The sequence below is a fragment of the Paenibacillus sp. NRS-1781 genome (genome assembly GCF_050467745.1).
Taxonomy (GTDB): Bacteria; Bacillota; Bacilli; order Paenibacillales; family Paenibacillaceae; genus Paenibacillus; species Paenibacillus terrae_A.
This window is the reverse complement of sequence record NZ_JBITPI010000078.1, coordinates 22853-32054: the sequence shown is the minus strand read 5'-3', so window position 1 is coordinate 32054 and position 9202 is coordinate 22853. Positions and strand designations below refer to the sequence as shown.

Here is a 9202-nt window from a genome sequence, read left to right as displayed (position 1 = left end):
GGGTAGCCTCCTACTCGATTATATATTTGATCACAGTTTTATCAGCATTACAATGCGGAAAAGTGAAATGAGGCAACTATCTGATTCCTATGGAATTCGTTTTCGTGAAAGGGTTTACATGCTAGAATATAAGAAGGCTATCCTCTTACGAAAGAAGGAACAGATATGAAGTATAGAAATGTAGGCAACAGTGGTCTTAAAATCAGTGAAATCGGTCTGGGCAGTTGGTTGACGTATGGTACAGCCGCTGAACAGGAAGCAGCTCATACCTGTATTGCCAAAGCCTTTGAACTTGGGATCAATTTCTTTGATACCGCCAATGCGTATAATCAGGGTGAGGGCGAAAAGGCTATGGGAGCGGCTTTGAAGCCTTATCGAAGAGAAAGCTACGTGTTATCTACGAAGGTTTACTTTCCTATGGATTCCGGTCCCAATGACAGGGGACTGTCCCGCAAGCACATTATGGAGCAATGCGAGGCTAGTCTTAAGCGTCTTGGCACGGATTATATCGACATTTACTTCTGTCACCGTTACGATCAGGACACTCCTTTGGAAGAGACGCTGCGGGCTCTCGATGACCTTCAGGCTCAAGGCAAGATCCTGTATGCTGCGGTAAGCGAATGGAGCGCCGCACAGCTCACAGATGCCTATGGCATTGGAAAAAGGCTGAACCTGCGCCCGTTGATTGCCAACCAGCCGATCTATAATATGTTCGAGCGTTATATCGAGCGTGAGGTACTACCTGTATCCGGGCAGGTAGGTATCGGCCAAATTGTATTTTCGCCGCTGGCCCAAGGTATCCTCACGGGTAAATACAAACCGGGGCAACCTTTACCGACGGGCAGCCGCGGAGCTGATGCCTCCGTCAATCATGTCATCAACAGTTATATGAACGATGCTGTTCTTAACTGTGTACAGGAACTGGATAGCCTGGCGAAGGATCTAGGCATCAGTCTGTCACAGCTTGCTCTTGCCTGGATACTTAGAGATCCGGGTGTCAGCGCTGCACTCATTGGGGCCACGAAGCCGGCACAGATCGAAGAGAATGTAAGAGCAGTCGAGGTGACGCTTCAACAGGAGCAATGTGATGGAATTGAGCGGATTCTGAAGCAAGTAGAAGGATTTGAGCCTTTGCGTTAAGCATGTATACTGTTCTTGAAAATGGAATATTCCCACACATAAAGCCTCACGCTTCTCTGTCACAGACAGGAAGTGCGAGGCTTTTTTATATAAAGTGTATAGCAAAATTGGTTTGCGTGCTATATGTGTAAGTCCACTTTATACTGCGCTAATCTGCTGTTAATAGTTGAGCCCTATAGTAGGAGCTATATCCACAAATATCATATAAATTAAAGGATGGATGCAAGTATGGGGATTCATACGTATTTTCGATCACTAAACGAGTTGGAAAGGATCATCCGCTGTCCAGGCAAGTTTAAATTTGAAGAACACAGCGTATCTGCTCATTCATGGAAAGTGGTACAGTATGCCAAAACGCTGGCTGATATTGAAGAGCGAAACGGCGTGAGCATTGACTGGAAAAAGCTTTATGAGATCACAAGTAGTCACGATTATGGGGAGATTTTTATTGGAGATATCAAAACGCCTGTTAAGCATTCCTCCAAGGAACTCCGGTTATTAATCCAGCAGGTCGAAGAAGGCATGATTGAGTATTTTATTGAAGAGAACATACCGGAGGATTTCAAAGCCATTTTCCGCAAACAGCTCCGAGAAGGCAAAGACAATTCAGTAGAAGGCTTGATCCTTGAAGTTGCTGACAAGATGGATCAGGTGTACGAAGCATTTGCCGAACTACAGCGGGGAAATACTGAAAAAGAATTTATAGTCATGTATCGTAATGCGCTCGTTAAAATCAAAAATATCCAATTAAAATGTGTTGATTATTTTCTGGAACATATTTTGCCGGATATGGTTAAGGAAGAAACGCCTTCATCCATTGATATTAAAAAGATTACGGAAGAAGCCTTAGCTCTGTAAATGAATTTTCTTACCGTCCAGAAGCGCTTCTGTTCATACATAAAAATAAAGAGCAATAAGTGGCAGTTGATTGAACTGCCCTTATTGCTCTATATGGTTTGGAGAATGTTATTTATTCCGAAAAAATAATTGCGAAGCTGTTTCAGAGTCGCCTTTTCGTGAACAACCAGGTAGACCTGCCAAATATTATTCACGACTTTGAAGCCCAGGCCATTCTTTTTCCTCCATCTTCAGCGACAGGCTGCCGCCGCTAATAATAGACTTATACGTAATCGAGGTCCCCATTAATCCCATAGTCGGTTTGCTGTGTGATCCGGCTTCTAATATTTTTATTTTGAATATTCGAAGCTGGCGTAATGATCACATGAAAACCATCGGACGTTTTGGTATAAGAGTAGTTTGTTGGCATTATGGGCAACCTCCTGATGAAGTATTTTGAAACCGAATCTCGCGCGATAATTCGTTTCTCATATATATAGGAAATTTACAGCCGTCTCTTACAACCTGGAAATCAAATTTTTCTAAAAATATTTGATATAGCGTGTACTGAGACAATGCTTGACTTAAAGTTAACTTTAAGTAGTAACATACTGGATGTAACGTGATGGTGATTAGAAAGGCCGATGACTATTCTTTCAATATAGGAGTTGATGGGAATTGAAAAAGAAACAACTGGGTAAAAGTGACCTTCAAGTATCTGCACTGGGTCTGGGCTGCATGGGAATGTCCGAATATTATGGCGAGTTGAATGATCAGGAGTCGATCAAAACGCTTCATCGTGCGTTGGAACTGGGGATCAACTTCTGGGATACAGCAGATGTCTATGGTGTGGGAGAAAATGAAAAATTGATCAGTCAAGTCCTGCGGAGCCACCGGGATGAGGTGGTATTGGCTACCAAGTTCTCCATTATGCGCGGAGAGGATGGGGGATTCTTGGGTGTAAACGGCCGTCCTGAATATGTGAAGGAAGCGTGTGACCGCAGTCTTCAAAGGCTGGGTGTAGATGTCATTGATTTGTACTACCAGCACCGTGTCGATCCGAATGTACCTATCGAGGAAACGGTCGGCGCGATGAGTGACCTGGTTCAGGCGGGTAAAGTCCGCTATTTGGGACTGTCCGAGGCTTCTCCTGCGCTCATTCGACGCGCCCACAAGGTTCACCCGATCACAGCCCTGCAAACGGAATATTCCTTATGGAGCCGGGAAGCGGAGGATGAGGTTATACCCGCTTGCAAGGAGCTGGGAATTGAGTTTGTAGCATACAGTCCGCTGGGACGCGGTTTTTTGAGCGGGCAAATTCAGAAGTTTGATGATTTTGCAGAAGACGATTTCCGTCGTACCGTGCCACGCTTTCAGCCTGAGAATTTCCAGAAAAATCTCGATCTCGTACAGCATATTAAGGACCTCGCTGCTCAAAAAGGGGTCAAGCCTGCTCAACTGGCCTTGGCATGGCTGCTTGCGCAAGAGGGAATTGTACCGATTCCAGGCACCAAGCGGGTTACTTATTTAGAGGAAAATGCGGGGGCAGTCGATATCGCTTTATCTACGGATGAAATGGAAAATATTAACGAGATCATTCCCAAAGGAATGGCAGCCGGCCTTCGTTATGCGGCAGAGCGGATGCCGAATTGGCAAGCCGAATAATTCCAGCTTTATAACCCAAAAAGCCGTCCTTAACGCGGATCGGCGCGGAAGGCGGCTTTGCGGGACATACATATACAGCTAAGGTCGAGGTTTGAAAATACCGAAAGGACGTCCTACAGGCAGGAATGTACGGCCAAAATGTGCATTCAGAACAGCGGCTCCTGTACCGTACAGCGAGAGTAGACCAATACCCATTTCAGCATAAGCGGCTATGGTATGGAAAATCTCTGGAGCAACGCCGAATGCATCAAAGCTAAGACCGAGGAACAGAAAATCAATCAAGACAAAGATAAAGAATAGGACCTTATGCGTCTCCATCGCTCCAATGGTCATGAATAGCGTGAAGATGAGATAGCCGGCAAAGGCAAAGCCGAGCTGCTTACCGTCTACAGCAGACGCCAGCTCAGGGCCGAATACACCCATTTTGATCATCCAGCTACTAGCTACGGCTAACCAGAAGAAGGCGTAAGCGCCAAAAGCCGTCATGCCAAAGGTGTTGTTATGCTTTGCATCCTGAATGCAGGCAAATAACTGCGCAAAGGCACCAAGGAAGATAGCCCAAGGGATGATGAAGCTCAAGCCCTCGGTGAGACCGAGCTTTTGGGATGAAGCGACAAGCGTTACAATAGCCAAGCCAAACAGACCGATCGCGCTCGGATCGGCCGTTACGATTTTTACGTTAGAATGAGATTCGTTTTGCATAAAAAAATAGAAGCCTCCAATAATGTTCAAATACGCGTCAATCTGCCGATGCCAGAATCACACTGACATATTGTAACGGAAACAGAGGAACTAGCATAGTACATAATTCTGCTACCGATTGCGGTTGCCTGTATTCACATTATTGCTCCCACCCTCAATACTGACTGATTTGCCTGAAGTATCTGTGATGTTGTCCCTAATTTCATTGGAGCTGGAATCAGTGACACGTATTCCTATGTTGGAAAATCCGGAGTACGTGGTCATTTCGTTACCCATAATTTTGTTGTTGTTTGCGTTAGCAAGGCGAATGATTGTGTCAGGATTAAGTGAAGAATTGGTTTGAAAAAACTCATTGTCTGTAAAAGTATTGCCGTCCGATTGAACCAGCAGACCTTGCAGGGATGGATTTTTTATCGTATTTTTGTATACAATATTATCTGTTGCTCCAGTCAGTACAAAGATTCCCCGAGGATAATTTTCAATTACATTATTGTTGACGGTGTTATGGGCACCATTATTAGGGATGCGAATGCCTGCGTAGCCGTCAGATTGATGGGTCTTGTTAATAATTTGGTTTCCGGTGACCGTCGTGTAGGTTGCGCGTGACAGATTGATTCCACTGCCGCCGCCCGAATTGGTAATTTGGTTATTCGTAATTTTGACGTTACGAAACTCGCCTGCCGGATAGCTTTCATGTCCGGTGGCAATGGCATGTCCATTATTCCGGTCAAAGCGGCTGTTGGTAATCTCTGAATCTCTGGTTCTGCGAAGTAAAGCTCCGATGGTTGTGTCACGAATCTCTACTTGATCCAGCGTGAGGTGCGAGACGGCTACATCTATAATCATACCGCCTACCTGACTTTCGTCACGGGCTTCACGATTCGCACGGTCTGCATCAATGGTGAGATTCGACAGCTTCACGTCTAGTCGGTCAGAATTGTTTCGTAGAATCGGATTCCCAATCACGTATTGGTTTTTAGACCCTGTTTTTTTGAAAATCGTTTTGCCCATTCCGTCACCGTTCAGACTAACTCCGGCGTATAAACGAATCGATTCGTCAACCATGTACGTGCCTTTTGGGAAATAGACCGTTCCCTCTGTACCACGATCATAAAAATACTTCAATGCATTTTGAATTTCCCTGGATTGTGAGGATTTCGAATTGGGTTTAACACCAAAATTCTTGGCATTAATCACGTTGTCGGCTGCCTGGGCCATATGCAGGTTTCCTCCTATAGAGCCTTGAATAACGAGTGCAACGACAGCTACCAGCAACAAGCTGAGCCTGCCCTTGCGATTAAAAATCCTAGACATTGTAAACACTCCTCCTAACAAGATTGTTGAAACAATTACATAACCACCTTTAATATATCGGTTAAAATGGGTTTTATTTCAAGTCTTTACTACAATAAAATTACAGAGCCACTAACTTTCAGCTTGCTTTAATTTTATTTTCAGCTTGACCGGGTACAATCAAGGCAATTTTTCTGGGGAGGACACATAACGAATGAAAACGAAAAAGACCGTTTGGATTCCAGCAATAATCGCAGTGACGGCAGCAGCTCTGCTCGTAATCTACTATTACCACATGTCTTCGGTTTCCAGCGGCGTAAGTAACCTGCCTACAGGGCCTGTGGGAGGACGTCCCGGTGGAGAAGGAGGCGGGGGCAACGGGGAAATATTCAAGACTTTGGGTACGATCTCCGTATTCCTTGGCGCGGCCGTTTTTTCTTGGTTCTGGTTTAAGAAGAAGCTAAGATCTCCATCGATATGGGTCAGAAAAGCCGGGAAGTTGTTACATTCCCTGCATAAGCTGCTGGGTTGGGCGACCTTGATCCTGATTGCTGTTCACGGTATCTATTTCCTGATTACCAAGCTTCAAGATCACAAAACCTACACCGGGCTTGCGGGCTTTGCCATTCTGCTGGCAATCGCCGGGTATGGCTTCTTCATTAACAAAGTGCGTAACAAGTGGATGCGGACCGTGCATCGTTTGCTGGGATTGCTTTGGGTTCCCGTGTTGCTGCTACATGCTGGCGGATCCGCGATCATGGCGGTCATCGCCAGCCTTGCAGTGGGGGTTCTTGTCTGGGTACTGGAAAGAATGGCGGCGAAACCGACGAAGCCTGTCCCGGGGGACGCTCTCTGATGATCTTGAATGGTGTTACGTCGGGATTTGTGATAGTATTTACACCTATATAGAATGAGGAAGTGACATAGTGATAAACATAACGATTCCAACCCCGGACATCACGATTACCAAACAGGCTAACCCTGAACTGAGCCATATTTACGGATTTACGGATTTCCACCTGATTCCCAGAGATAAGAGCGGTATTTTTATGTTCTACAACGCGCAGGAGGAATTGTTGTTCGTTGGTAAGGCAAGAAAGCTGAGACAGAGAATCAAAAAGCATTTTGAAGACACTGTATCGCCGATTAAGGACAATCGCAACGAAATGGCGATTATTGAGGTTTGTATTGTAGAGGATGCGGTAGAGCGAGAAATCTATGAAACCTACATCATCAATGCACAGAAGGCTAAATATAACGTCGAAAAAGTGTTTTTTAAGTAATAAAGCAACTTCCGTGTGAACATAAAGAGCAATAAGTCGCAGTGATTGTACTGCCCTTATTGCTCTTTTGTATTACTGTATTGAGATCCTTTCAGTGAGGGTGACGTGGTATGAATAAAACAGACCGTCTGCTAGCGATCTTGCTAGAGTTGCAGCGTAAGGATATTTTACGAGCCGAGGATTTGGCGGCTATATTCGAAACGAGTGTAAGAACCATCTATCGGGATATTCAGGCTCTAAGCGAATCGGGCGTACCGATTGTAGGAGCGCCGGGCATTGGATATTCCTTGATGGAGGGGTATTTCCTGCCCCCAGTGAGTTTTACCGTAGAAGAGGCTGTGGCATTGCTAATCGGGACGGATTTTGTCGAACAAAAATTTGATGCAAATTACGGAACCAAGGCGCAGGCTTCCCGAAGGAAAATTGAAGCCATTTTACCAGAGAGCGTTCGCAGGGAAGTTTCCCGGGTGCGTACGACCATCAGGCTGCTCGCGGTAGGTGAAGGGGCAAACCGTAGAGAGAAAACCTATTTGGAAACGCTGCGTCTCGCTATATTGGAACAACGGAAGATACGATTCGGCTACTCCAAAAGATTGCCAGAGGCTGACGGGAATCGTCAAAGTGTGTGTGTGGTCGCCCCCTATGGTCTTGTACTGATTCGTGGTTCGTGGGTGTTAATTGGACAATGCGAATTGCGGCAACAGCTCCGCCATTTCCGTTTGTCTCGGATGGACGAGCTTATCGTGCTGGAGGACGGCTTTCAGTTCCCCGCCGATTTTAAATTGCAGGATTACAAGCAAGCAGATGATCGCCATATATACGTTCGCATACTAGCCCGTCCTGAGATTGCTGATAAAGTGAAGGAAGCGAACAATTTTTACATGGAGGCTGTAGAGGAGCATCGGGATGGACTGCATGTACTCTTCCGTGTCAGACAGCCGGAGGAGCTATTGCAATGGATACTAGGGTGGGGTGCAGATATGGTCGTGCTGGAGCCTGAATCGCTCCGGGATCGGGTACGAACAGAAGTCGAAAAAATGTTGAAATGCTACTGACATAAGGCTGTCAGTAGCATTTGTGTATAGTAAAGCTACTTGAAGGAGAGGGGCAGTTCATAGTATATGAATACAACTGAAACATTGCAGCGCTTTGAACAAACGGTACAACACTATCTTCTTGAATTGGACCACTTTAGCTTGGAGCAATTGCAGTACACACCACAGGAAGGCGAATGGTCGCTTGGACAAATGTACCTTCATTTGGTGAACTCTGCTCTTTATATGCATCTTAAGAACATTGACCTTTGTCTACAGCCTGATGGAGAGATGGGGACTAAAACGGAGGCAGGCACGGCCATTTTTAATCTGGGAGGCTTTCCGCCAATACGTATCCAAGTCCCACCATCCCCGCAGTACACTCCCCCGCAACCCACAAGCAAAGAAGAAATTGTGGAGGGATTAAACGTTGTGATCCACAAAATGAGAGAGATTGAGCCGACCGTTGGGAAATCAACAGGGCCGTCTACCGTCAATCATCCCAGATTCGGTGCATTGAATGCTGGAGAGTGGTTTGCGCTCATCGAGATGCATTATCGTCATCATCTTTTGCAGAAGGAGCGCTTGAAGCACGCAATAGCCGATTGATCGTCTCCCGGCGCAGCCCGATGAACTGACCAATTTCCTCCTGTGTCAGCACGTCCGTTAACGTGGCGGGGGCGATATAGGAGTGGAACCAGCGTTGAAGCTTCCGAAGCTTCTCGGCAGGTGACACCTCGGTGAGCTGGTCAATTCGTTGCTGCATCATGCGCAACTTGTCCTGTAGCTGCAAAGCGATAGCCCGACATTGAGCCGGGTCCTGCTCCAGCGCCTGATACCATTCTTTTTGCGACAGAACCTCAACCTCAGAGGTTACCAGTGCCACCGCTGTACCATAATAAGGATTGGGACTGATCAGGGAGTGGTGCGGGATAATTTCATCGGGCACAATAACGTTGACTAAAATTTGTGAGCCGTCCTCATGGACTCGAATGATTTTTAACAAGCCACTCTTTAATAGATACAGAGGGCCGGATTCTCCTTGTCGAAATAGGGTCTCCCCTTTGTGTAATATCATGAACGTGAACAGCCTCCATTTCATGTATTTCGGTTTTTAGATGAACCCGCCTGGATCGTAATTTGTTTGCTTCTTCTTGGCAAGCTGACGGGTAAAATGCCAAAATCAGCGTGAAGTGCTATGGCTTTGTTTAAGAGATTCCTCTTTTTTCTAAACGAATTCAAAGGAAT

Annotated in this window: 11 protein-coding genes; 7 read left to right on the top strand and 4 right to left on the bottom strand. The window is 45.9% G+C overall.

Features of this window, described 5'->3' with window-relative positions:
• Positions 1-165: 165 nt before the first annotated feature.
• Positions 166-1140, top strand: coding sequence for an aldo/keto reductase family protein (locus tag ACIFO6_RS23300; RefSeq protein ID WP_430044345.1), 975 nt, complete (start codon positions 166-168; stop codon positions 1138-1140).
• 228 nt (positions 1141-1368) lie between these two features.
• Complete coding sequence (locus ACIFO6_RS23295) at positions 1369-1998, top strand: YfbR-like 5'-deoxynucleotidase (protein WP_430044343.1); 630 nt, start codon at positions 1369-1371, stop codon at positions 1996-1998.
• A gap of 262 nt (positions 1999-2260) precedes the next feature.
• On the opposite strand, the gene ACIFO6_RS23290 is transcribed toward ACIFO6_RS23295, so the two are convergent.
• On the bottom strand, positions 2261-2407 hold the full coding sequence (locus tag ACIFO6_RS23290; RefSeq protein WP_430044341.1) for a hypothetical protein: 147 nt from the start codon (positions 2405-2407) through the stop codon (positions 2261-2263).
• A gap of 248 nt (positions 2408-2655) precedes the next feature.
• Here ACIFO6_RS23290 and ACIFO6_RS23285 point away from each other — a divergent pair, with 248 nt between their 5' ends.
• Positions 2656-3642, top strand: a complete 987-nt coding sequence (locus tag ACIFO6_RS23285) for an aldo/keto reductase (RefSeq protein ID WP_430044338.1) — start codon at positions 2656-2658, stop codon at positions 3640-3642.
• 78 nt (positions 3643-3720) lie between these two features.
• On the opposite strand, the gene ACIFO6_RS23280 is transcribed toward ACIFO6_RS23285, so the two are convergent.
• Both ACIFO6_RS23280 and ACIFO6_RS23275 read right to left on the bottom strand, forming a co-directional pair.
• Positions 3721-4344: an acetate uptake transporter gene (locus tag ACIFO6_RS23280; RefSeq protein WP_137060860.1), complete on the bottom strand. Its 624-nt coding sequence runs from the start codon at positions 4342-4344 to the stop codon at positions 3721-3723.
• A gap of 111 nt (positions 4345-4455) precedes the next feature.
• A complete protein-coding gene (locus ACIFO6_RS23275) occupies positions 4456-5658 on the bottom strand; it encodes a right-handed parallel beta-helix repeat-containing protein (RefSeq protein WP_430044337.1) in 1203 nt (400 codons plus the stop codon).
• A gap of 193 nt (positions 5659-5851) precedes the next feature.
• On the opposite strand from ACIFO6_RS23275, the gene ACIFO6_RS23270 reads away from it, so the two are divergent.
• From ACIFO6_RS23270 to ACIFO6_RS23255, 4 genes are all read left to right on the top strand, one after another.
• Positions 5852-6493 (top strand): hypothetical protein, encoded by a 642-nt coding sequence (locus ACIFO6_RS23270; RefSeq protein WP_430044335.1) that lies wholly within the window; start codon positions 5852-5854, stop codon positions 6491-6493.
• A 70-nt stretch (positions 6494-6563) separates the two neighbouring features.
• On the top strand, positions 6564-6920 hold the full coding sequence (locus ACIFO6_RS23265) for a nucleotide excision repair endonuclease (protein WP_430044334.1): 357 nt from the start codon (positions 6564-6566) through the stop codon (positions 6918-6920).
• Between the two features lie 110 nt (positions 6921-7030).
• On the top strand, positions 7031-7975 hold the full coding sequence (locus ACIFO6_RS23260) for a helix-turn-helix transcriptional regulator (RefSeq protein ID WP_430044332.1): 945 nt from the start codon (positions 7031-7033) through the stop codon (positions 7973-7975).
• A 66-nt stretch (positions 7976-8041) separates the two neighbouring features.
• Positions 8042-8563, top strand: a complete 522-nt coding sequence (locus tag ACIFO6_RS23255) for a DinB family protein (RefSeq protein ID WP_430044331.1) — start codon at positions 8042-8044, stop codon at positions 8561-8563.
• Here the strand turns inward: ACIFO6_RS23255 and ACIFO6_RS23250 are convergent.
• Positions 8496-9032, bottom strand: a complete 537-nt coding sequence (locus tag ACIFO6_RS23250; protein ID WP_342416027.1) for a Crp/Fnr family transcriptional regulator — start codon at positions 9030-9032, stop codon at positions 8496-8498. The two genes, ACIFO6_RS23255 and ACIFO6_RS23250, sit on opposite strands and share 68 nt — an antisense overlap.
• Positions 9033-9202: the final 170 nt, after the last annotated feature.